This is a genomic window from Yersinia sp. 2540 StPb PI, assembly GCF_052217165.1.
Classification (GTDB): Bacteria; Pseudomonadota; Gammaproteobacteria; order Enterobacterales; family Enterobacteriaceae; genus Yersinia; species Yersinia enterocolitica_E.
Window position 1 is genome coordinate 4,555,881 of the sequence record NZ_JAZGQC010000001.1, and the last position, 21,917, is coordinate 4,577,797.

The following is a 21,917-nucleotide window of genomic DNA, read 5'->3' on the forward strand; positions in this document are numbered from 1 at the left end:
CGCTGCTTGCAGCGGCCCAGAGGCAAGCCCCATGAATGGGCCAAGTAACGGGAACAGCCAACCCACCTGCATTCTGAAAGATGACGGGTAAGATATAAGATATCCCCATCTGACTTATATAAAACTCATTTATGCATATTTATCTCTTTGCCCGCCGTAGACAGTGCAAAGCTAACTGTAAACTATAGCGGTAATTGCTATTTTATGAGATAGACATTGATGATTTTCCATACTAAGAATTACAAATCATATAACTGATCCAATGGCTTATTTGCCGTAGACATCACTCTTTTCTGATTGACCTGCTTGACCGAAGCACGAGCCACTAATTTGCCCTGCAACAAGGTATTACTGAAGGGCGCATCTGGGCGTAATAAGCGTCGTTGCAATAACTGTATAGCTTCAGCCCCCAACTCATCTCGGGGAACATGCACCGCCGTCAGTGGAACATCATGAATCTCTGCCAGATTAAAACCATCCATACTCATAACGGATACGTTATCAGGCACGTTCATATTCAGTTTATTCAATGCATTAACCGCACCAACCGCCATATAGTCCCCCCCGGCTAAAATGGCTGTCGGCAGTTGGCTCTTATCTCCACAACCTATGATAAAAGCAGTTAATGCTTGCTCAGCCTCTTCCGCGCCAAAGCCATGAGTAGTAATCAGATGCTGCCCATCATCAAAGCGCATATTGTTATTGGCGAAAGCCTCTTTTATTCCCACCAAGCGCAGTTCCATCGTGTTGCGGCGTAAACATTGCAGGGTCAGGATGCGTCGATGCCCTTGCTGTATCAGATAGTTGGCAGAAAACTCACCAATCAGTTGATGGTCTGGCGACACACTATCCAATGACATTTCTTTGTCACGGCAATTAATTAACACCGACGGCTTATGCACCCCAGCTGCTAATGTATGAATGCGTGGATCGTCGATACCAATAATGATTGCTGCTTCGGTTTGAGGATGGGTTATTTTTTCCAAAAATAACGCAATATCACAGCGAGTTTCAGATAATCCACAGTAGCGAATCATCACTTCATGTTGGCTGACCGCCTCAGTAATCCCCTGAATAACTTTGTAGTAAAAAATATCGGTACGTACATCAAAGGCGCGATGAGGAGCAAATACCATAATATTATTTAGCATCAACCGCCCGCTGGACAAATTCTGCAATATCCCCTGCGACTGCGCATACGCCATTACCTGCTGTTTTGCTTTCGCACTGGTATTGGCTTTACCGGCTAATACTCTCGATACCGTGCTAATTGAAAGGCCAGTCTGATTAGCAATTTCTTGTATTTTTAGCTTTCCATTCATTTTGTGATCTCTCTCAAATTAGCAAATGAAAAAATTCTCATAGCCGGTGAATAGCTTATTCAGGCCGTTATTCAATATAAATGCTGAAATATTGTCCAGCTTATGAAAATCCTTTCAAAAAAATGCGTATTAAAGCCAATTTAAGCTAGCTACCTTGTTTTGGTAAACCAATTTTAAAAACTTATCAGTCCGGTTAATTTTGATTAAATATACAAAAAACAAATATTATCAATATGTTGAGTTTTTTAAATCGAGTTTAATGTGAACGGAGTCACATTAAAACTCAGCATAATCTTAATAACCGAAAATAGATCATACCAAAACAATAAGTTGGTCCGGTTAATTTACTGCCGACTAACATCAGGAGGCTGGGATGAGTGTTGAGATTAATCAATCCGCTAAAGTTGTCGGGCGGCGAAAAATAAAATCATTACGCTGGTGGATGCTGGCACTATTTCTACTCGGGGTCACCGTTAACTATATTACCCGTAACTCTCTGGGTATTCTGGCCCCTGAGTTAAAAACCAGCCTGAATATGACCACTGAACAATACTCGTGGATTGTGGCGTCTTTTCAGTTGGCTTACACCGTCTTCCAGCCACTCTGCGGTTGGCTGATTGATGTCATCGGCTTGAAAATGGGGTTCCTGATCTGCGCCAGTGTCTGGGCGGTGGTATGCATGATGCACGCAGGGGCTGGTACCTGGTTCCAATTAGCGGTATTGCGCTTCTTTATGGGCAGTGCTGAAGCGGCGGCAACACCGGCAAACGCCAAAGCGATTTCTGACTGGTTCCCGAAAAAGGAACGCCCCATTGCTGCTGGCTGGGCGGGGGTGGGGTTCTCTATTGGTGCGATGTTAGCCCCACCAATTATCGTATTGGCTCATGTGGCTTTCGGCTGGCAAGGTGCATTCTTATTCTCCGGTGCTTTGGCTATGGTTTGGGTTGTGCTGTGGTGGCGTTTTTATCATTCACCTGACACCCATCCAAACCTGAGTAAGGAAGAGTTTGAACTGATTCACCAAGACAATGAACCAGTACTCCCTCGACTGCCTTTCCTTAAATCATTGGCCATTCTGAGTAAGAATAAGAAATTTTACGGTATCGCTATCCCGGCATTTTTAGCCGAGCCAGCATGGGCAGTATTTAGCTTCTGGGTTCCACTTTATTTGGCAACCGAGCGGGGCATGGACCTGAAACAGATTGCCATGTTCGCCTGGCTACCCTTCCTGGCGGCAGATATCGGCAGTGTTACCAGTGGCTATTTAACCAAACTTTACCAAAAATGGTTCGGTTGCAGCCGTGTCAACTCAGTGGTCGCCAGCTCCGTAACCGGTGCCTTTATGATGGTTTCACTGGCTTTTGTTGCCATCACCAAAGACCCTTATCTGGCGATTGCTTTAATCTCTATTGGTGGTTTCGGTCATCAGGTTATCTCCTGCATGCTCAGTGCATTAGTCGTTGAGTCCTTTGATAAAAACCAAGTGGCCACCGTCAATGGCCTGCGCGGCTCTTCCGCCTGGATTGCCAGCTTCCTGTTTACTTTATTGATTGGGGCCGTATCCGACACCATTGGCTTTAACCCGCTGTTTATTGCTATGGGTTTCTTCGATTTGATTGGTGCGGTGTTCCTGGTTGCCCTGTTTGCTGAACGCCGCAATAAAACACAACCGGTTGCCTGATGCTATTAACCCGGCAACGGTGCCCCCGTACTGTTGCCAGAAAAAAGAAGAGCTGTGATGAAAACATTAAAAAACTGGCAGTTGATAAACCAATATCCCGACCATTTGGAATTACTGGTCGATGACCATCATATATTTTGTCTGTATATATTAGAGCCAAACCTCTGCCGTGTGCTGATTAAAAAGAATGGTGAACTGGCCTTAAACCGCACCTGGAGCATTGCCCCACAAGGCGATGTGCCATGGTCTGGCCGTGACCGACTTAGCCTGGACGGTTTCTCCATCCCAGGTTATCAATTGGAACACCATGAACAACAGTTGATAGTCACCACTGAATGTTTGCGGGTGACCATTTATCAACCGCTATATCTGGCATGGGAATATAAAAATCAGCACGGCGAGTGGCAGCCACTGGCCGCGGATCGGCCCACCAGCGCTTATTTACTCAGCCCCCATGGAGAGGCTATTGCTCACTATCAGCGGCGATATCCCAATGAGCAATATTACGGATTAGGTGAAAAGGCCGGTGATCTTAACCGTGCGGGTCGCCGCTTTGAAATGCGCAATTTAGATGCTATGGGTTACAACGCCGCCAGTACTGACCCACTCTACAAGCATATCCCGTTTACCATCACTCGCCGTGATGATGTCAGCTTTGGTCTTTTTTATGACAATTTAAGCAGTTGCTGGTTAGATTTAGGGAATGAGATTGATAACTACCATCTGGCCTATCGCCGCTATCAGGCTGAAGCTGGCGATCTTGATTACTATATGTTCCTCGGCCCGAAAGTGTTGGATGTTACCAAGGCCTTTGTCCGCCTGACCGGTAAAACCAAATTTGGCCCAAAATGGAGCCTTGGTTACAGCGGTTCAACCATGCATTACACCGATGCTCCCGATGCACAGGTACAGTTGCAAAAATTCATTACACTCTGCCAGCAGCATGATATTCCCTGCGACTCTTTCCAGCTCTCATCGGGCTATACCTCAATCAACAACAAGCGTTATGTTTTTAACTGGAATTACGACAAAGTGCCACAGCCCAAGGTGATGAGTCAGGCTTTCTTGCAAGCGGGCATTAAGTTAGCCGCCAATATTAAACCGTGCCTATTACAAGATCACCCACAATATCAGCACGTTGCCGAGCGCGGATTATTTATTCGTGATGGCGAAACCGGGTTACCAGAGCGCTCTTCATTCTGGGATGATGAAGGCTCCCATCTTGATTTTACCAATCCTGCAACCGTGGATTGGTGGCAGGAGAATGTGACCAAACAACTGCTGGAGATGGGGATCGGTTCTACCTGGAATGATAATAATGAATATGAAGTGTGGGATGGTGAAGCGCGCTGTAATGGATTCGGTGAATCTATCGCTATCAAACATATCAGACCGATAATGCCTTTGCTGATGATGCGTGCCTCAATGGAGGCTCAACAAGCATTTGCACCAGATATACGCCCGTATTTAATATCACGCTCTGGTTGTGCCGGTATGCAACGCTACGCCCAGACCTGGAGTGGTGACAACCGTACCAGTTGGCAAACGCTGCGCTATAACATCCGCATGGGGCTGGGGATGAGCCTGTCAGGGTTATACAACCTCGGCCACGACGTCGGCGGTTTTTCGGGTGACAAACCCGAAGCCGAGCTATTTATTCGCTGGGTACAAAATGGCGTGATGCATCCACGATTTACTATTCACTCATGGAATGACGACCACACGGTAAACGAGCCCTGGATGTACCCTGCTGCCACGCCGATGATTCGTGATGCTATGGCGCTGCGTTATCGGTTACTGCCCTATTTTTACACCTTACAGTGGCAGGCCACCCATGATGATGAGCCGATGTTGCGCCCTACTTTCCTCGATCATGAGCACGATAGCGGCACGTTTACAGAAAATGACGACTTTATGCTGGGCCGCGACTTGTTAGTTGCCAGTGTGGTAGAAGCCGGACAACGCCTGCGGGAAGTGTACTTACCTGATAATAGCCAGCCTGATAATAATGGCGGCTGGTATTGTTTCCACACAGGCCAATGGTATGGCGGCGGGCAAAAGATCATCCTTGATGCGCCACTGGAGCGTTTGCCACTATTGGTACGGGCCGGCGCAGCGCTGCCGCTGTCACGCCGCATCGCCTTTGTTAATGCCAAGTTGGACTCACAACGCGAGTTGGCACTCTACCCCACCAAGGGCGCGGGGCGATCGAGTGGAATGCTGTTTGAAGATGATGGCGAAAGCCACCGCTGGCAGCAGGGCCATGCATTGTGGCTGAGTTGGCAGGTGACTACCGATAATCACCGTATTGATATCACCTTTGCGCGCACCGGCAGCTATCAACCGGCTTGGCGTGAATTATCCGTTAGCCTGCCCGCTAATGAATATCGCAAGTTGTATATCAATGGTGTCGCCGGTAACGTATTGCAATTAAGCCAGTTAACTTAACCCACTGATAGCCAATAAAGAAACGGGTTCCATGCCAGAACCCGTTTCTTTTCCATTGATAGCCTACCTGACTAGCGCAGCAGTTTTAACGCGCCAGTCAATGAACGAACCCATTTTTCTGGCCCGGCCAATCCCAAACCATCGAGCTGTTCATCACAGAGAGAGTGTTGCGGGAACGCATCTGCATAATCCTGAAAGCTGTGCATTGCACGTGCAAATGCCGGAAAAGGCACAATTGCCCGTTCATTGGTAGCCGCCAATGCTTTCAACAGCACCTCTCTCATCTGCGAAGCATTTGCCTGTAAAATAGGTACCGGTAATTTTGAGCTAACATCAATTTCTTTCCCCCCTGAATCGGACAACATTGTCCCTGCCAGTTGCGGAAATTTTGCTGCTAAACCAATCCCTACCGCGCTGGTGGTATTGGCAATTAAACCAACAGGGAGTTCAGGGTTAACCATAATCGCGATCCGCATTTGCTCTGCCACAGCCACTGTCCTTTTACCGATAATATATGCTCATAATCATATCCCTCGCTGGCAGGTAAGTGCTTTCTTTTATCACCTGAATTCAGCTAATATTGGTAATACATTCCCAAATAAAATAACAATCAGGTAGAAAATGCCATCATCACTCATAACACCGGCAGATATTAAAATACTGAAACAGTTACAGCATGCTGGCCGTATGACGAACCAGGAGCTGGCCGATAAAGTCGGGATGGCAACTTCCCCTTGCTGGCGACGGGTAAAACAATTAGAAGAGAGCGGAATTATTACTGGTTATCAAGCCAATATCGATCGACGAAAAATTGGTTTGGGAATCTTGGCATTTATTCGGGTGAAAATTGACAGCCACAGTGAAGAAGAAGCCAAGCTATTTGAAATGCAGGTAGGGGAGTTAACGCCGGTTATCGCTTGCTATGCTGTCGCTGGAGATGCTGACTTCCTGCTGCAAGTGGTCGCGGAAGACCTCGATAGTTTTTCCACTTTCGCCATGTCAGTTATCCGCCGATTATCGGGCATTAAAGAGATGCAAACCACCTTCGTCCTGCGCGAGGTAAAACCACTCGATCATTTGCCGCTGGAATAGATAAATGCTACGACCAGGCTATGGTGTTCGTATAGCGGCTAGTTATCGGTAAAGAGAGGTCAGCTAATCCCCCACTTATCGGCCTATGCCGCCAGTACCCTATTTCGCCCTGCCGCTTTTGCACGGTAAAGAGCCTCATCCATGCGTTTGAATAAGCTATCAGTATCTTCGCCAGCCTGATGTTGTGCTACACCAATGCTTACAGTGAGTCGCGGCATATTGGGTTGACAGACTAACTGAACAGCCTCACGAATAGACTCCGCCACTTGTAATGCGCCCGCTAAATTGGTTGAAGGAAGCAGAATGGCAAACTCTTCGCCTCCCCAGCGGAAAATCATGTCACTTTCACGAATGCGAGATTCCAGGGTTCTTGCCAGTAATATCAAGACTTCATCACCCTTATGATGCCCGTGCAAATCATTTACTTGCTTGAAATGGTCTGCATCAACCAACATCAAGCTGAAGCCTTGTGCATAACGTTGGCTTTGCGCATTAGCATGTTCAACAAGATTAAAGAATTGCCGCCGATTCCCCAAGCCAGTCAGTGGATCCCGTAAGGCCGCATCTTCTAATGCCTGTTCAAGGCGTTTTTGTTCAGTAATGTCATGAATGATACAAAGCATTAGCCGCATACCATCCAACTCAACGGGGCCGGCGTAAGTTTGCACGTGACGGGTATTTCCATCGGCTAATTTATGGATGAAGTTGAGAGGCTTGTGCCCACCAGGTAGCTTGGCCACTTCACGCATTACGGGCAAAACATCCTTACCCATGGTATTAATTTCCCAAGTATGTTTCATACACATCTCATCCCGGGAATAACCATAGAAGCGGGTTGCTGCTTGATTAGCATCCACAATTTGGCCATCGTCCGATGGATCAATCAATAACATCGGGGCGGTGTTGGTGTCGAAAAATTGCTCATAAAAACCCCGTTCGTCGCGACAGTAGGGTTTAGAGCACAGTCGACCGACATTGGGGCGAGTAACCTCCGCACCTGCAATATAAAGCCCTTCGAAAACAATAACGTCTCCGTACGGTTCCAATTGTGTCAAAGAGAGCCGACAACTCAGGGGAAAGCTATTGCCTACTGTTTGAATAGTCCAGATTTCAACGATTTGATCTTCTTCCGCCAAAGCCGGCAGGTAGGCATCCAAATGCTGCTGTGCATGTGCTGAAAACCGGCCATTGCGCAGTAACTGGAGTGGGCTATCACCTGCAATTGTTCGGGCTTCCTTGTTAGCAAAAAGTATTTCCTGATTTTTGGGTAAAACGACCCAAACAGGCGTGCTCAAAATATTTAACGCATCTAAGTAGGCTATCAACATAGGGAATACCGATAGATATTTGGCATAAGAACAGAATACAGTTAATTACTTTGGTTTCACTACTTTTTAACGGCCGGCAAACAAACAGATCAGAGAGAATCACACTTCCTTCTTTTGTAGGTTATTCAGCGTAAAAACAATCACCTTCTAGCCGTAAATAGCGAGTGAGTGTGATCTTTAAGCGATCTGATTCATCACCGGCTATTGCCAACAGAACTGAACGTATCGGGTGTTTTATCGTTCCTGATGTTTTGGCTGGTTTTGAAGTGAGGAGCATAAAGAATCGCGCCTTTCAGTATGGCGATATATGCATTAACGTGCTCAGGGTATCGAGCGTAATTTCATATTCAGAGAAGATGTTTATAAAATAAAACAATAAGTTAAAAAGAAAAATACAATCTAATCAGATTAATAATGCGTTTTCTCTCACATCTTTTCCAGAAAGTGCTCGCGTAGGCCCCTCTCCGTTGCCAAACTCGCTGAATATCCCAACAACTAGGGAGGGAATTCTCATGGGTGTGCCACAAACCAAATCAGAACTCCTATTAGCAATAGACAAAAACTTCAATAAATTGTCAGGTTATCTCGCATCAATTCCGCCCGAATCAGCATCAAATGAATCAATGGAAGGACACGCGAAAGACACTGTAATGAGCGTTTGCAATCTTGTCTCCTACTTACTTGGCTGGAACAATTTAGTTATCAAATGGATAACGTTTGATGAAGAGGGAAAGCCTGTTGATTTCCCGGAAACGGGTTATAAATGGAACCAACTGGGTCTTCTCGCCCAACAGTTTTATCGCGACTATAGCTATTTGGATTTACGCTCGCTAAGCAGCCAACTACAGAACGCTAAAAGCGAAATCGTTGAATTGATCAATAAGCGATCTGACGATGACCTGTATGGAAAAGCTTGGTATGGCAAATGGACAATGGGAAGAATGATTTCTTTCAATACATCTTCCCCCTACTCCAACGCCTGCGGCAGGTTAAGAAAATGGGCAAAGGAAAACAACCTCAAGCTATGAGGGAAGCTGCCGGGAAAATAGGGCGCGGGAAGTGGTTCTCCTGGGTTTGGTACCTCCTCTCAGGTATAGCGTTCAAAAACTGCGACGACGGTAAATAAATCCTTATCTCTGCACGACAAACTGGTTACCAGACTCAACCAGATGGCTATGTGCGCTTTGACTGGCGCGGTAAACCTATGGAAGGGGAGTTTTACCGATATGAGTTGGTAAAATAAAACATTGATATTTAAGTTGGCGATTCAACATCGCCAACTTATTTAGCTCAAACTTCAAATCAAAAATCTGGAATAAACCCCTCTTTTCGCAAAGCATGAATGACACCACGCATCAGATCTGATTTCGAAAAACCGGCGGTATAAATTCGCGATCCCACTTCAACCGGTTGCAAAAGGCCACGATCAACTAACTTACCAATCTGATAGGTAATTTGAGCCGACTTCAATCCCGGTAAAACCTCTTTTAAATCATTGACTTTTACCGTCCTCTGGCTAATAGTTCGCTTAAGAATTGTAGATTCCGTCTCATTGATTATCCCCCGCCCCTTGGAATACTCGAGCGCTGGATAAAGAATTTTTGAGTTCAAAAAGTGAAGATCCGAGAGCTTATCGACTTTCTTTAACTCCGCCGATATACCGGTAAGAACATACAGGCACCATTGCTCTAGCCCCTCAACAGCCCCCGTAACGTTGTATGGTTACCTTCGATTCTTGCTGAACCCAAGCTTTCTAGCATATGAAAAATACTTTTTAGCTGGGCAAATAACAGAGGATGCACATCAGTTTCAAGGCGCAGGTGCCTTAGTAACTCAAGCTCGGTCAATGCATCAACCAATGGCGAGTCGAAACTGAGGTTTAACAGTGCTAAATCATAGTGATTAAATTTAGGCATAAAGTTAGATTATCTCAAATATGTAAATATCATTATCTTAAAAAGAGATTAAAAAACACTTTATAGCCATTATGTTAACAGATTATCATTTGTAGATTATCTCAAAAGTAACGTTATGATTATCTCAAAAATCCGTGGCGATACATCCTATTGAATATCACTGTATACCGAACTGAGATCAGCACCATCCCCCTACTACTTTCACTTTGAACCATTATGTTCGGTATCATTCAAAGCAGGGCCAACCAGAGATAACAGGAGTAATCTCATGATAAACCCAGCGGAAAAGCTCAAGGCAAAGCAGCAGGAATTTATCAGTGTCAGGGAGTTGATTGAGCGAATTTCACGTCTCCACCCCGCGATGAGTCAGGCGCAGATAGCTAACTGGCTGCTGATAGAATTGACGGATGCCAGGCCAGTGTCACCGCCGTTACTTATTCAGGACGCGCTCGGCGTGATCCGCGCCCCACGCATTTATCTGTATCACGCGTATCTGGCCTATATGGAAGCTTACGGCCATCAGCGTTCATTATCGTTGACCAAATTCGGCAAAGACTTTCCCAAAGTAATGAAAGAATTCGGCGCAGGATACAAAAAAGCCAGGACCGACAAAGGCTTCCGCTACAACATGGATTTATCCGACACCGCCAAAGACTGGCTCCCCGCCCTGGCACTGCCCCACCATCCGCAACCGGAAGAGCCACCCTACTAATTATTTCTCACCTCTGGCTTATTCAGAGTGTTCAGAAATAGATTTAATTAATTGAAATACAAAGATAAAAACCGACTGAATAGTTTACTAATAACTGTTCAGTCAGTATTCATATGTATTCATTAATTCGTGGATGGCAGGTATTAAAAACTGAACACCTGAACAGTTGCTGAAGAGTCTGATGGGGAGTGTTCAGAGAGGCTGAGGCCAGAGCGGGTGCCGGTTGTGGGGGTGATCTTGTTGCCTGGTGGAGGGGGTGAATAGTGGGGGGGGGAAGATGGGGAGTGGGCCGTTGCGTTATATCCCTATCCCATCAGCCGCAAAAATCACATTAAAAAGTATCTTGCCCCCCAAACAACTACCTGATTTCATTCAATAACTCAGGGTGTTTATCAAGCACTTGCAACAATTTTATCGTTGATGGGTGTGGCAACGCCTTACCCTTTTCGTAACGCGAAAAAGCATTCACCCCACCTCCAAAAATCTCACTAGCTTCCCGCTGGTTTAGACCCAATTTTTTTCGCACCTGCACAATATATGCGGGTGCAATCGATTCTGTATTAACCATTTTTCGCAAAAGCATTGTTTTTGCTGCATAGGTATCGGACTCAGCTTCAGTCATGATTGTTTCACCGCATGCCGGGCAATGTTGTCCTATCACGCCTTCGACGATGAACTTACGCCCTTTATAGGTAAAGGGGACGTCACGCGCTTCGTGGATTAATTCTGCGCCACCACAAACTGGACATTTCATCATTAAAGCTCCTTAAACGAGACAATCAAAACATCATCGATAACCGTGATTTTCAAATAAACTCTACCGCACGAAAGCATGGGGCGGTAAACATCCTGCCAAATCGTATGATCTTGATGTGTCGTCATACTTTTATAAAAATCGGCGCTAGTCAGTTCGCAAACTACATCACACATATCCCTAAAACTCAGCCCCAGCTCTTCAGCGCCATCTCTGGCAATTCGAGTCGATTTAACATTCCCTTTCAATACCAATTCTTTTACTTTTAGTAAACGAGTATGCGGAGTCCGTTTCTCCATTTCATTGCCATCCTTGAGCAAGTTTCACTCAATAAACATAACCTACTAGGTTATTTATAGCAAGAAAATAACCTAGTAGGTTTGTTTTGCAGATGATTTAACAAATATCAATGAGTTATGGTTATTGAGGTGACGAAGCCAGTAATTTTTATTACAGCATTTACAAAATCATCTGTTCTGCCCGGCATTTATAAATTTCTGCTAATTTCTCTCTGGTTTTCTTTTGTGGGCGAGAATCTACGGCTTCCCATTGGGATACAGCAGATTGGGTGGTGCCAAGCAGTTCTGCTATTTCATATTGCGAAAAGCCACGGTAGATACGCCATGCAGCCAGCAAACTGACACCATCGTTTACCATGATTTGAACAACTTCATTCGGGATGGTCTGATCATCATCGTGATCAGCAACATAGGGAATATCATCGTACTTCGCATTAGAGATAAGTTGCTGGTATTCGGCAATGGGTAAGACCACAAACTGAGGCTCTCCTGCTTCATCATGAATGTATTGTAGTTTTGCCATCTTATTCACCTTAGTTTAGAAAAATAACACCATGCCTTTGAGAGGAAATCTACTGAGCCAGCCTACTAATAGGTCGTTGTGGTTCTGCGTTTAACTTCCTGGATCGTACATATCACAGGGGTTCCCTCTATAATCTGAAAAATAATCCTGTAATTCCCCACTCGCATCCGATATTGGCTATCACCGGTCTGTAACTTTTTGATATCCAAATCAACAGCAGGGAAATTTGTCAGTTTATTCACTTTTTCACTGATGGATTTTCGATATCTGACATCTATTGAAAGTAACTGCTTAACCGCTTTCCTCGACCAGTCAACCTTGACCATCGTTTCCTCACTTTTATAAGTGATCACATCCGCTGTTATTGTCAAATAGTAGAGCTATATGTAAGTATGGTCAACACAAAAACCTAATTATTTACTAATTTTAATCTTATTAAAAGCTGATTTTTGAATCCAAATAATAATTGATATCGATGCATTACATACATATTACACCCACAAATGCGGCCCCTCTCGCATCTACAAAAATGTTTGTCCTAATTTACCACTGGTTAATTGAACAGTAGAGAATGGCCGGATATAGTGCCCCCGTAGCGGCAAAATCCGTTGCTGGGTTTAGCAGCCCGAGACAAAACAGAGCGCACAACCGCGCAGGCGGTTACTATGTGCGGGTACAGTTACACCTGTGAAAAAGCAATGGTGGGCTGGACGGGGGCATCGAAAGATGCGCCGGGTTCTCTGTTGACCGGTCTGCTAAGTGCCCAATGAAAGCATTTTAGGTTTGCCAGCAAAACGGTATCTGAAGCGCCAACCTTTCGAGCCATTTGGCTCCACCAGCAGAGACAATCCATTACCATCCGCTTTGGTGTAGGGCTTCTCTTGGGGTTTTGCACAGCGTATCTCAAGGTCCGTGAGTGCCATGTGTATAGAATCCAGAGTGTATAAAACATGATGTGTATAGAATTTGGAGTGTAGAGAATTTCTATACAGATAACTATACACGTTTGTATGTGGATTCCCGTGAGCAACAATAGCCGTCAAGAGACAACAACAGTGGCCTAAATCTTACTATGACTGGGTTTGATGTACTTCGGGAGATACTGCGAGACGTTAGATTGGAGCGGGTGAAGGGAATCGAACCCTCGTATAGAGCTTGGGAAGCTCTCGTTCTACCATTGAACTACACCCGCTTCGGTGTGCGGTTTGCATTATAACCGGTTCTTTCTCGTGGGCAAGCGAAGATATGGTCTAAGCGCCGGTATTTTAAGCGATTAGATTAAACCAAGTATAACTATGGCGGTTTTTGCTTAGTAAAAAGGGTGCCGTAGCACCCTTATAGATTACCGCTACCACAATAAACTTATTTAACCGGACGCATCGCTGGGAACAGGATAACGTCACGGATGGTGTGGCTGTTGGTAAACAACATCACCATACGGTCGATGCCGATGCCCAAACCAGCAGTTGGCGGCAAACCATGTTCCAGCGCGGTGACGTAGTCTTCATCGTAGAACATCGCTTCATCATCGCCAGCTTCTTTAGCACTAACCTGATCAGCAAAACGCTGAGCCTGATCTTCAGCGTCATTCAACTCTGAGAAACCGTTACCAATCTCACGGCCACCGATAAAGAACTCAAAGCGGTCAGTGATAAACGGATTATCATCATTACGACGTGCCAGCGGAGAAACCTCTGCTGGATATTCAGTAATGAAAGTAGGCTGAATCAGGTGGCTCTCTGCGGTCTCCTCGAAGATCTCGCATTGAACGCGGCCCAAGCCCCAGCTCTTCTCAACTTTAATACCTAATGACTCGGCGATAGCCAAAGCTTTGTCCATATCGTCCAAATCTGCCACATTGGTTTCAGGGCGATATTTGCAAATGGCTTCTTTCATGGTCAGTTTGGCAAAAGGCTTACCGAAATCGAATGTCTGCTCACCATACTGCACCACACTGCTACCCAATACGGTTTCAGTCAGAGTGCGGAACAGCTCTTCAGTCAGCACGATCAGATCTTTGTAATCCGCATACGCCATATAGAGTTCCATCATGGTGAACTCTGGGTTATGACGCGGGGAAACGCCCTCATTACGGAAGTTACGGTTGATTTCGAATACACGTTCAAAACCACCAACAACCAGGCGTTTCAGATACAGTTCTGGCGCGATGCGCAAGTACATATCGATATCCAGCGCATTGTGATGAGTCACAAACGGACGCGCTGAAGCACCACCTGGGATCACTTGCATCATAGGGGTTTCGACTTCCATGAAGCCTTTTTCCACCATGAAACTACGAATACCAGACATCACTTGCGAACGAACTTTGAAAGTATGGCGAGATTCGTCGTTAGCGATCAGATCCAAATAACGCTGACGGTAACGGGTTTCCTGATCAGCCAAGCCGTGGAATTTATCCGGCAGCGGACGCAGCGCTTTAGTCAACAGGCGCAATTCGCTACAGTGGATAGACAACTCACCGGTTTTAGTTTTAAACAGCTTGCCACGAGCACCCAGAATATCGCCCAGATCCCACTTTTTGAATTCTTCGTTATAAACGCCTTCCGGCAGATCATCGCGGGAAACGTACAACTGAATACGGCCACCGACATCTTGTAGTGTGACGAATGATGCTTTACCCATAATACGGCGAGTCATCATACGGCCAGCAACAGTGACTTCGATATTCAGTGCTTCTAACTCTTCATTCTCTTTACTGCCGTACTCAGCATGTAGCTGGTCAGAGAGGTGCTCACGACGGAAATCATTAGGGAACGCAATTCCCTTTTCCCGCAGCAAGGCCAGCTTTTCCCGACGAGCTTGTAACTCACTATTGAGTTCTGGTTCTTGCGCTTGCTCAGCGACTTGTGGTTTTTGCTCTGACATCTCAGTTCCTCATAGCCCGGCTTTCAAACTTGCTTCAATGAATTTGTCCAGATCACCATCCAGTACCGCTTGCGTGTTACGTGTTTCCACGCCGGTACGCAAATCTTTGATACGGGAGTCATCCAGTACATAAGAACGGATCTGGCTACCCCAACCGATATCAGACTTGTTGTCTTCCAGAACCTGTTTATCAGCATTTTTCTTTTGCATCTCAAACTCATACAGCTTCGCCTTCAACTGCTTCATCGCTTGATCTTTGTTCTTATGCTGAGAACGGTCATTCTGGCACTGAGTCACGATATTGGTCGGAAGGTGGGTAATACGTACCGCAGATTCCGTTTTGTTGACGTGCTGACCACCCGCACCGGATGCGCGGTAAACGTCAATACGCAGATCTGCCGGGTTGATTTCGATATCAATATCGTCATCAACTTCTGGATAGACAAAAGCAGAACTGAAAGAGGTATGACGACGGCCACCGGAGTCAAACGGGCTTTTACGAACCAGGCGATGAACGCCAGTTTCAGTACGTAACCAGCCAAAGGCGTAATCGCCGATGATCTTAATGGTGGCAGACTTCAGGCCTGCAACATCACCATCAGATTCTTCGATGATTTCAGTTTTGAAGCCTTTTGATTCAGCCCAGCGCAGGTACATACGCAGCAGCATGCTGGCCCAGTCCTGGGCTTCTGTACCGCCAGAACCCGCTTGTAAATCCAGGTAGCAGTTGGCGCTATCATATTCACCAGAAAACATGCGGCGGAATTCGAGCTGGCCCAGCTTGCCGTCAAGGATCTCTAACTCGGCAATGGCTTCGTTAAAAGTCTCTTCATCGTCAGCTTCAATCGCCAATTCCAGCAAGCCGGAAACGTCTTCCATACCTTGATCCAATTGATCAATGGTCGAGACAATCTCTTCCAGCGCAGAACGCTCTTTACCCAGCGCTTGCGCACGCTCAGGTTCATTCCAGACGTCGGGCTGTTCCAGCTCGGCGTTTACTTCTTCCAGTCGTTCTTTCTTGGCATCATAGTCAAAGATACCCCCTGAGAACGTCTGTCCGATCAGACAGGTCCTGAATTCGGTTTTTTACCGGGTTTATTTCAAACATGGTTTTGAGTCTTACGTTGAGTCGTAGATGACGGAATGTCATTATACCCGTCATACTTCAAGCTGCATGAGTGTTGGCTGTCTTCGTTCACCCGGATCATTGACTGACGTCAACTCATCAGAATTTACTCAGTTGCCGCCTTCCTGCAACTTGAATTATTTAGGGCACAGAATTGGTAATTCTAACGGATCTGTTCGGCGGTTTATAGCTCGTTGACTATATTTCCTGCTTACTTGAAATCACAGTGGCGTTAACGCGACTTATTCACCCGAATCACTGGCCTGAGCCAGCTCATCGGGCTTCATTGGAATGTTGCCTAATAAGGCCACAAATGCTGGACCAACAACTGAACACTACGATTACCGCGATATTCATTGATATCGAGTTTGTAAGCCAGCTTAACCTCACGCACACTGCTGTCCGGCCATAAGGTGGTATCGATATTAAACGCAATACCATCGAGTAGCGGCCCGCCATTCAGCGGCTCAATCATCAGTTTTAGATGACGCTCCCCCACCAGCCGTTGCTGCAAAATACGGAATTTGCCATCAAATGTCGGTTCTGGGAAAGACTGCCCCCAGGGGCCACCATCACGCAACAACTCAGCCGTTTCCAGCGATAATTCGTTGCCTTTCAGTTCACCATCAGACCAAATAACGCCTTCCAATTGTGAGGCATCCATCCATTCACCGACTAAATCGGCAAAACGCTGACGGAACTCATCGAATTTATCTTGTTCCAATGATAATCCTGCCGCCATTGCATGGCCGCCAAACTTCAGCATCAATCCTGGGTTCAATGTATCCAGCCGCTCAAGAGCATCGCGCATATGTAACCCAGCCACACTGCGCCCCGACCCCTTCAGTAATCCCTCACCCGCTGGGGCAAAAGCAATGACAGGCCGATGAAAACGTTCTTTGATGCGCGAGGCTAAAATCCCTACCACACCCTGATGCCATTCTGGATGGTACATCGCAATGCCGTAGGGCAATGCCGTGCTGGTACGTTCCAGTTGGTCGCACAGTTGCAGCGCCTCAACCTGCATCCCCTGCTCTATCTCTCGGCGCGCCTGATTAAGGGCATCCAAATCGATTGCTAAAGCTCTGGCCTGAGCGATATCGTCAGTGAGAAGAAGTGCAACCCCAATAGACATGTCATCGAGACGACCGGCAGCATTAAGCCGTGGGCCAAGGGAGAAGCCGAGATCGTTGGCAGCCAATTGACGGGCATCACGGTTGGCGACTTCCAATAGTGCACGGACCCCTGGACGGCATTTCCCCGCACGAATACGGCTTAATCCCTGATGGACCAGAATCCGATTATTGGCATCCAGTGGCACCACATCCGCCACCGTCCCCAGCGCCACTAAATCCAATAGTTCAGCCAGATTGGGCACGGCTAAAGCTCGTTGCTCAAACCAACCGCTCTCTCGCAAACGGGCGCGCAATGCCAACATCAGATAGAAGGTAACACCCACCCCAGCCAGTGATTTGGAGAGAAAATCACAACCAACCAGATTCGGATTAATGATAGCTTCAGCCGCTGGTAAGGTTTCACCCGGCAGATGGTGGTCGGTAACCAGCACCTGAATGCCCAAGGCATGGGCCAAATCCACCCCGGCATGAGAAGAAATACCGTTATCAACCGTGACGATCAATTCCGCACCACGGGCAGCGACCTGTTCAACCACTTCCGGGCTAAGCCCGTAGCCATCGTCAAAGCGATTGGGCACCAGGTAATCAACATTACTGCCACCCATGCTGCGCAAAGCCAGTACTGCCAGTGCAGTGCTGGTGGCACCATCGGCATCAAAATCGCCGACAATCACGATCCGCCGTTTGTCAGCCAGTGCTTGCTGTAACAGGGTAACCCCGGCATCAATGCCATCGAGTTGCTGCCAGGGCAATAGACCTTTTACGCCTCGTTCCAGTTCTGTCGCAGTTTTAACCCCACGACTGGCATAGAGGCGGCGCAGCAACGGATGCAATTGCGCCGGTAAATGGCTGTCATCCGCCGCCTCACGACGACGAAGTTGAGTTTTGAGTGTCACGGGTGATTAACCCGCCGCTTTTAAGGAAGCCTGATGCTTATTCAGCATTGCCAACATCTCTTTCGGCTCCAGATAACCGGGAACGATAGTGCCGTTTTGCAGCACAATCGCAGGCGTGCCCTGAATACCAAACTGTACGCCGAGCTGGTAATGCTTGCTAATGTCTGTTTTACAGGTAGCCGGTGATATCTCGGTACCTTTCATTGCTTCATCGAACGCTTTATTACGATCAGCCATACACCAGATGGATCGCATATCTTTTTCTGCCTGAGAGCTTAAGCCCTGACGTGGGAACGCCAGATAACGCACAGTAATGCCCAGCGCGTTATAGTCTTTCATCTGCTCATGCAACTTATGGCAGTAACCACAGGTGATATCGGTAAACACCGTAACAACATGTTTTTCCTGCGGTGCTTTATACACAATCATTTCACTGCTTAATGCTTCAAGTTTTTTCACCAACATCTGATTGGTCACATTGACTGGCTGGCTACCGCTCACATCATACAGTGGCCCTTGCAACAGATGCTGACCGTCGGCTGAGATATAAAGCACACCGTTTTCGGTCATCACCGTGCTCAAACCTGGGATCGGCGAAGGCTGGACATCAGCTTGCTGAATATCTAATTTTTTTAGCGTCTGTTGGATAGCGGCATCATCTGCGTTAACCGGGCCGGCGAATGCGGCGATGAACACCGGCAGTAACAATAAACTTTTTCTCATTTATGAATCCTATCTCTTTCCACACAACATCGTTTTTCTACAAAACAATCATGCACGTGGATGATGCTGTTGATGTAGCTGTTTCAAACGTTCCGTAGCTACATGAGTATAAATCTGGGTTGTCGACAAATCGCTGTGGCCCAGTAACATTTGTACCACACGCAGGTCAGCACCGTGATTCAGTAGGTGCGTGGCAAAAGCGTGCCGTAATACATGGGGTGAAAGCCGTTCACTATCAATACCTGCAAGGATCGCATAGTGTTTGATGCGATGCCAGAAAGTCTGTCGGGTCATTTGCTGGCTACGATTGCTGGGGAACAGCACATCTAGTGACTGGCCATTAATCAACCATGGACGCCCATGCTCCATGTAGTTTTCAATCCAGTACACCGCTTCTTCGCCCAATGGCACCAGCCGCTCTTTATTTCCTTTACCAATAACCCGCACCACACCCTGACGCAGGCTGACATCACTGATGGTCAACCCGACCAGCTCCGATACCCGCAAGCCCGTGGCATAAAGCACTTCCAGCATGGCTTTATCGCGCAATTCTAGCGGGATATCAACATTGGGTGAGTTGAGCAGCCTATCAACCTGTGCCTCACTTAAATCTTTAGGTAAGCGTTGCGGCAATTTAGGTGATGAGAGCAGAGCCGTCGGATCATCTTCACGCAGCTTTTCGCGGTATAAATATTGGAACAGACGACGCATCGCACTGAGTAAGCGTGCCGAACTGGTCGCTTTATAGCCGCCTTCAATGCGCTCAGCAAGAAAGGATTGCAAGTCCTGCGAACCTGCACGCAATAAATCACTGCCGTGATGTTCTAACCATCCGGTTAATGCATGTAAATCCAGACGATATGACGCCAGTGTATTCTCAGCCAGGTTTCTTTCCAGCCATAAGGCATCTAGAAACTGTTCAATCAGCGGGTTATTTTGCTGTTGCATTGTTGTTTCTCTCTTTGATTGAACTCAAGCGCCATTATGCCTGATGACGAGACAAATCTGGTACACTCGATGCTATTCCTTATTAGTAATGCTATGGCTATACATCATGAAGATTGGTCTCTTTTACGGCTCCAGCACCTGCTATACCGAAATGGTGGCAGAAAAAATACGCGATATTCTTGGCGAAGATTTGGTTGATTTGCACAACCTAAAGGATGCCAGTCCCCAGTTAATGGAAGCCTATTCCATCCTGATTTTAGGTATCCCTACCTGGGATTTCGGCGAATTACAGGAAGACTGGGAAGCCATCTGGCCACAGTTAACGCAGCTTAATCTGAAGGGAAAGATTGTCGCCATGTATGGCATGGGCGATCAATTCGGATATAGCGAATGGTTCCTGGATGCCCTTGGTATGCTGCACGATCATATCGCCCCATTGGGAGTGGAGTTTATCGGTTTTTGGCCGACGGAAGGGTTTGAATTTACTAGCCCAAAACCACTCAGCGCCGATGGTAAACACTTTGTTGGTTTAGCATTGGATGAGGTCAATCAATACGATTTGAGCGAAGAGCGCATCGAGCAATGGTGTGATCAAATTCTCTTAGAGATGGACGCGCTACTGTAGTCAGCCAAACGGGCACCTAATGTGCCCGCTTCTGTATCCCTTGCGTTATATCAATCCCATAAGCGAAACGCGTCGGTACTGCTGCCCTCTACTGCTAGCGGTTTATTCACCGTCTTATCGGTATTGGCTTCGGTCGATTTCTGCCCGGTCAATAGCTGTGGGTTAGCCACTTGATACCAGTCTAAACGCCGGGTTAACACCATCACTGCGGCCAGAATAATAAACAGCAGCCCTGCGCCGAGTAACAATGCATGGTCTTCCGATTGCAGCAAGCCAAACAAAACCCCGTACAACAACAATAAACCACCAGCAAACAATCCGCCTCGCCGCCACCCGCCCAGCACCGCACTCAGGTAGATTGCGATCAACAAGCTGCAACTCAAACTGGCGATAGTATAAGCCAGCGTGAAGCCAAGATGTTCAGAGAACGCCAGCAACATTAGGTAGAACAGCACCAGAGCGGCCCCCACCAGCAGATATTGAATTGGATGCACACGCAGTGAGGTCAGGCTTTCAAACAGGAAGAAGCTGAAGAAAGTGAGGCCAATAAACAGAATGGCATACTTAATGGCTCGTTCGGTTAACTGGTAGTGATCGACCGGTTCAATCAAGCTGGTGCTAAAAGCGGGTAACTCATTGAAGTCGACATGTGGGTCATCACCCGCAAAGTTGATATTTATGTTGTTGGCCAGCCAGTTAGTGCTCCAGTGGGCACGAAAACCTTTTTCGTCCACCTTGCGCTGCAACGGTAAAAACTCGCCGACAAAATTAGGATGCGGCCAATTGCTTTGTAAGGTTAGCTCACTGCTACGCCCGATAGGGACTACCGACAGGCTATTGGTGCCAGTCAGCGTCAATGTAAAGCTAATATCAAATTTTTTCTGTTGAATCTGCGCCAATGAAAGCTCTGCATGAACACCTTGCGCAGTCCGCCCCAGGAAAGCACCGGGTTCGAAGTTAATTTTTTGGCTGCCCACCGTGAGTGGCGAAATTTGCTGTATACCCCGCGAATCGCTCAGCGCCACCACCAGTGACGGTCTGCCAATAGTGACGCCGTCATGTATCAAGTCGTCCAATGCCGTAGCGTCAAATTGTGCGTCGAAATTAAGCGCCCCCTGATAGACTTGCGCTTTATAAATACCCAATCGCCGCACATCAACATCCGGCGCACCGCTAACGGTCATGACCTCCGGCAGTATGTAGCGACTGCGATTAACCCACTCTCTCTTTTTCTTGCCATCAACTTCGCTTTCTACCCATTCGCTATAAGGCACCACAATTAGCGGGCCAAGGATCTTCTGCGATCGGCTGGTGCTGTCACTGACTTTATCGATAACACTTTGCCGATAACCACTGCGTTCAGAGATAACGTTCAGTAACATCTCTTTCGGGATCATCATCAATAGAATTAAGCCCAGCAATGTGGCTATTTTCCAAAACAGTACGGACTTGAACATGACTTGCGCTCCTTTTAAGGTCAGGAGAGCAGCTTAAGTCAGTGA

The 21,917-nt window shown here is 46.9% G+C and carries 19 protein-coding genes, 1 tRNA gene and 2 pseudogenes; 6 read left to right on the plus strand and 16 right to left on the minus strand.

What is annotated here, in order from left to right; genetic code table 11:
* Positions 1 to 239: 239 nt before the first annotated feature.
* On the minus strand, positions 240 to 1,322 hold the full coding sequence (locus V1956_RS21345) for a LacI family DNA-binding transcriptional regulator (RefSeq protein WP_420075326.1): 1,083 nt from the start codon (positions 1,320 to 1,322) through the stop codon (positions 240 to 242).
* Between the two features lie 373 nt (positions 1,323 to 1,695).
* Between V1956_RS21345 and V1956_RS21350 the strand changes: the two genes are divergently transcribed.
* Both V1956_RS21350 and V1956_RS21355 read left to right on the plus strand, forming a co-directional pair.
* A complete protein-coding gene (locus tag V1956_RS21350; RefSeq protein WP_442825640.1) occupies positions 1,696 to 3,003 on the plus strand; it encodes an MFS transporter in 1,308 nt (435 codons plus the stop codon).
* 57 nt (positions 3,004 to 3,060) lie between these two features.
* Complete coding sequence (locus V1956_RS21355) at positions 3,061 to 5,451, plus strand: TIM-barrel domain-containing protein (protein ID WP_442825641.1); 2,391 nt, start codon at positions 3,061 to 3,063, stop codon at positions 5,449 to 5,451.
* A gap of 71 nt (positions 5,452 to 5,522) precedes the next feature.
* Here the strand turns inward: V1956_RS21355 and V1956_RS21360 are convergent, their stop codons facing one another.
* Positions 5,523 to 5,945: a DUF2000 family protein gene (locus V1956_RS21360; RefSeq protein WP_420072149.1), complete on the minus strand. Its 423-nt coding sequence runs from the start codon at positions 5,943 to 5,945 to the stop codon at positions 5,523 to 5,525.
* A 127-nt stretch (positions 5,946 to 6,072) separates the two neighbouring features.
* Between V1956_RS21360 and V1956_RS21365 the strand changes: the two genes are divergently transcribed.
* On the plus strand, positions 6,073 to 6,543 hold the full coding sequence (locus V1956_RS21365; protein WP_083162779.1) for an Lrp/AsnC family transcriptional regulator: 471 nt from the start codon (positions 6,073 to 6,075) through the stop codon (positions 6,541 to 6,543).
* Positions 6,544 to 6,626: 83 nt separating this feature from the next.
* On the opposite strand, the gene V1956_RS21370 is transcribed toward V1956_RS21365, so the two are convergent.
* On the minus strand, positions 6,627 to 7,871 hold the full coding sequence (locus V1956_RS21370; protein ID WP_442825642.1) for a sensor domain-containing diguanylate cyclase: 1,245 nt from the start codon (positions 7,869 to 7,871) through the stop codon (positions 6,627 to 6,629).
* A 512-nt stretch (positions 7,872 to 8,383) separates the two neighbouring features.
* On the opposite strand from V1956_RS21370, the gene V1956_RS21375 reads away from it, so the two are divergent.
* Entirely contained in the window at positions 8,384 to 8,899 is a 516-nt protein-coding gene (locus V1956_RS21375) for a ClbS/DfsB family four-helix bundle protein (protein WP_420072147.1), read from the plus strand.
* Between the two features lie 274 nt (positions 8,900 to 9,173).
* Here V1956_RS21375 and V1956_RS21380 read toward each other — a convergent pair.
* A pseudogene (locus V1956_RS21380) lies at positions 9,174 to 9,787 on the minus strand (hypothetical protein).
* Between the two features lie 268 nt (positions 9,788 to 10,055).
* On the opposite strand from V1956_RS21380, the gene V1956_RS21385 reads away from it, so the two are divergent.
* Entirely contained in the window at positions 10,056 to 10,499 is a 444-nt protein-coding gene (locus V1956_RS21385; protein WP_442825643.1) for a winged helix-turn-helix domain-containing protein, read from the plus strand.
* A gap of 358 nt (positions 10,500 to 10,857) precedes the next feature.
* On the opposite strand, the gene V1956_RS21390 is transcribed toward V1956_RS21385, so the two are convergent.
* From V1956_RS21390 to xerD, 11 genes and pseudogenes are all read right to left on the minus strand, one after another.
* Positions 10,858 to 11,256, minus strand: coding sequence for a type II toxin-antitoxin system MqsA family antitoxin (locus V1956_RS21390; RefSeq protein ID WP_049562359.1), 399 nt, complete (start codon positions 11,254 to 11,256; stop codon positions 10,858 to 10,860).
* Entirely contained in the window at positions 11,256 to 11,552 is a 297-nt protein-coding gene (locus V1956_RS21395; protein ID WP_420075100.1) for a type II toxin-antitoxin system MqsR family toxin, read from the minus strand. Before V1956_RS21395 ends, V1956_RS21390 begins: the two co-directional genes overlap by 1 nt.
* Positions 11,553 to 11,712: 160 nt before the next feature.
* The gene (locus V1956_RS21400; RefSeq protein ID WP_050113809.1) at positions 11,713 to 12,075 is read right to left on the minus strand and encodes a helix-turn-helix domain-containing protein; all 363 of its coding nucleotides are present in this window, start codon (positions 12,073 to 12,075) and stop codon (positions 11,713 to 11,715) included.
* A 65-nt stretch (positions 12,076 to 12,140) separates the two neighbouring features.
* The gene (locus V1956_RS21405) at positions 12,141 to 12,401 is read right to left on the minus strand and encodes a type II toxin-antitoxin system RelE family toxin (RefSeq protein ID WP_049611878.1); all 261 of its coding nucleotides are present in this window, start codon (positions 12,399 to 12,401) and stop codon (positions 12,141 to 12,143) included.
* A gap of 435 nt (positions 12,402 to 12,836) precedes the next feature.
* Positions 12,837 to 12,998, minus strand: a pseudogene (locus tag V1956_RS21410) (Arm DNA-binding domain-containing protein); the annotation flags it as partial.
* Between the two features lie 195 nt (positions 12,999 to 13,193).
* Positions 13,194 to 13,267 (minus strand) — tRNA-Gly (locus V1956_RS21415).
* A gap of 170 nt (positions 13,268 to 13,437) precedes the next feature.
* Entirely contained in the window at positions 13,438 to 14,961 is a 1,524-nt protein-coding gene (lysS, locus tag V1956_RS21420) for a lysine--tRNA ligase (protein WP_083162773.1), read from the minus strand.
* 9 nt (positions 14,962 to 14,970) lie between these two features.
* Positions 14,971 to 16,069, minus strand: a protein-coding gene (gene prfB, locus V1956_RS21425) for a peptide chain release factor 2 (protein WP_102970535.1) whose coding sequence is annotated in 2 segments (ribosomal slippage) — positions 14,971 to 15,993 and positions 15,995 to 16,069 — 1,098 coding nt in all. Because the reading frame shifts where the segments join, the coding sequence is not laid out codon by codon here.
* Between the two features lie 316 nt (positions 16,070 to 16,385).
* Positions 16,386 to 18,119, minus strand: a complete 1,734-nt coding sequence (gene recJ, locus V1956_RS21430; protein ID WP_372560660.1) for a single-stranded-DNA-specific exonuclease RecJ — start codon at positions 18,117 to 18,119, stop codon at positions 16,386 to 16,388.
* Between the two features lie 6 nt (positions 18,120 to 18,125).
* Entirely contained in the window at positions 18,126 to 18,842 is a 717-nt protein-coding gene (gene dsbC / locus V1956_RS21435) for a bifunctional protein-disulfide isomerase/oxidoreductase DsbC (protein ID WP_083162767.1), read from the minus strand.
* 48 nt (positions 18,843 to 18,890) lie between these two features.
* On the minus strand, positions 18,891 to 19,790 hold the full coding sequence (gene xerD / locus V1956_RS21440) for a site-specific tyrosine recombinase XerD (protein ID WP_005185989.1): 900 nt from the start codon (positions 19,788 to 19,790) through the stop codon (positions 18,891 to 18,893).
* A gap of 106 nt (positions 19,791 to 19,896) precedes the next feature.
* Between xerD and fldB the strand changes: the two genes are divergently transcribed.
* The gene (gene fldB, locus V1956_RS21445) at positions 19,897 to 20,415 is read left to right on the plus strand and encodes a flavodoxin FldB (protein WP_083162765.1); all 519 of its coding nucleotides are present in this window, start codon (positions 19,897 to 19,899) and stop codon (positions 20,413 to 20,415) included.
* A gap of 50 nt (positions 20,416 to 20,465) precedes the next feature.
* Here the strand turns inward: fldB and creD are convergent, their stop codons facing one another.
* A complete protein-coding gene (creD, locus tag V1956_RS21450) occupies positions 20,466 to 21,872 on the minus strand; it encodes a cell envelope integrity protein CreD (protein ID WP_442825644.1) in 1,407 nt (468 codons plus the stop codon).
* Positions 21,873 to 21,917: the final 45 nt, after the last annotated feature.

Coding starts and splice junctions, on each gene's coding strand:
- V1956_RS21345 (WP_420075326.1), bottom strand. CDS start 1,322: ATGAATGGAAAGCTAAAAATACAAGAAATTGCTAATCAGACTGGCCTT.
- V1956_RS21350 (WP_442825640.1), top strand. CDS start 1,696: ATGAGTGTTGAGATTAATCAATCCGCTAAAGTTGTCGGGCGGCGAAAA.
- V1956_RS21355 (WP_442825641.1), top strand. CDS start 3,061: ATGAAAACATTAAAAAACTGGCAGTTGATAAACCAATATCCCGACCAT.
- V1956_RS21365 (WP_083162779.1), top strand. CDS start 6,073: ATGCCATCATCACTCATAACACCGGCAGATATTAAAATACTGAAACAG.
- V1956_RS21370 (WP_442825642.1), bottom strand. CDS start 7,871: ATGTTGATAGCCTACTTAGATGCGTTAAATATTTTGAGCACGCCTGTT.
- V1956_RS21375 (WP_420072147.1), top strand. CDS start 8,384: ATGGGTGTGCCACAAACCAAATCAGAACTCCTATTAGCAATAGACAAA.
- V1956_RS21385 (WP_442825643.1), top strand. CDS start 10,056: ATGATAAACCCAGCGGAAAAGCTCAAGGCAAAGCAGCAGGAATTTATC.
- V1956_RS21390 (WP_049562359.1), bottom strand. CDS start 11,256: ATGATGAAATGTCCAGTTTGTGGTGGCGCAGAATTAATCCACGAAGCG.
- V1956_RS21395 (WP_420075100.1), bottom strand. CDS start 11,552: ATGGAGAAACGGACTCCGCATACTCGTTTACTAAAAGTAAAAGAATTG.
- V1956_RS21400 (WP_050113809.1), bottom strand. CDS start 12,075: ATGGCAAAACTACAATACATTCATGATGAAGCAGGAGAGCCTCAGTTT.
- V1956_RS21405 (WP_049611878.1), bottom strand. CDS start 12,401: ATGGTCAAGGTTGACTGGTCGAGGAAAGCGGTTAAGCAGTTACTTTCA.
- lysS (WP_083162773.1), bottom strand. CDS start 14,961: ATGTCAGAGCAAAAACCACAAGTCGCTGAGCAAGCGCAAGAACCAGAA.
- dsbC (WP_083162767.1), bottom strand. CDS start 18,842: ATGAGAAAAAGTTTATTGTTACTGCCGGTGTTCATCGCCGCATTCGCC.
- xerD (WP_005185989.1), bottom strand. CDS start 19,790: ATGCAACAGCAAAATAACCCGCTGATTGAACAGTTTCTAGATGCCTTA.
- fldB (WP_083162765.1), top strand. CDS start 19,897: ATGAAGATTGGTCTCTTTTACGGCTCCAGCACCTGCTATACCGAAATG.
- creD (WP_442825644.1), bottom strand. CDS start 21,872: ATGTTCAAGTCCGTACTGTTTTGGAAAATAGCCACATTGCTGGGCTTA.